General features: G+C 56.4%; 1 protein-coding gene and 1 pseudogene. Both read right to left on the bottom strand.

Features of this window, described 5'->3' with window-relative positions; genetic code table 11:
• The coding region (locus BSAG_RS11925; RefSeq protein ID WP_008997523.1) for a tetracycline resistance MFS efflux pump at nt 1-654 on the bottom strand (654 nt) is incomplete at its 3' end.
• Nucleotides 655-735: 81 nt separating this feature from the next.
• Nucleotides 736-833: pseudogene (locus BSAG_RS24295) on the bottom strand (phage replication protein); the annotation flags it as partial.

Below are 833 nucleotides of genomic sequence, written 5' to 3'. Positions count from 1 at the left end.
GACAGTCATAAGTGCGGCGACGATAGTCATGCCCCGCGCCCACCGGAAGGAGCTGACTGGGTTGAAGGCTCTCAAGGGCATCGGTCGACGCTCTCCCTTATGCGACTCCTGCATTAGGAAGCAGCCCAGTAGTAGGTTGAGGCCGTTGAGCACCGCCGCCGCAAGGAATGGTGCATGCAAGGAGATGGCGCCCAACAGTCCCCCGGCCACGGGGCCTGCCACCATACCCACGCCGAAACAAGCGCTCATGAGCCCGAAGTGGCGAGCCCGATCTTCCCCATCGGTGATGTCGGCGATATAGGCGCCAGCAACCGCACCTGTGGCGCCGGTGATGCCGGCCACGATGCGTCCGGCGTAGAGGATCCACAGGACGGGTGTGGTCGCCATGATCGCGTAGTCGATAGTGGCTCCAAGTAGCGAAGCGAGCAGGACTGGGCGGCGGCCAAAGCGGTCGGACAGTGCTCCGAGAACGGGTGCGCATAGAAATTGCATCAACGCATATAGCGCTAGCAGCACGCCATAGTGACTGGCGATGCTGTCGGAATGGACGATATCCCGCAAGAGGCCCGGCAGTACCGGCATAACCAAGCCTATGCCTACAGCATCCAGGGTGACGGTGCCGAGGATGACGATGAGCGCATTGTTAGATTTCATACACGGTGCCTGACTGCGTTAGCAATTTAACTGTGATAAACTACCGCATTAAAGCTTATCGATGATAAGCTGTCAAACATGAGAATTCTCTGACGAATAATCTTTTCTTTTTTCTTTTGTAATAGTGTCTTTTGTGTCCCCCTGTTTTGAGGGATAGCAATCCCCCAATTTGAGGGATG

Source organism: Bacteroides sp. D1 (assembly GCF_000157095.2).
GTDB lineage: Bacteria > Bacteroidota > Bacteroidia > Bacteroidales > Bacteroidaceae > Bacteroides > Bacteroides xylanisolvens.
This window is presented reverse-complemented; position numbering and strand designations above follow the sequence as displayed.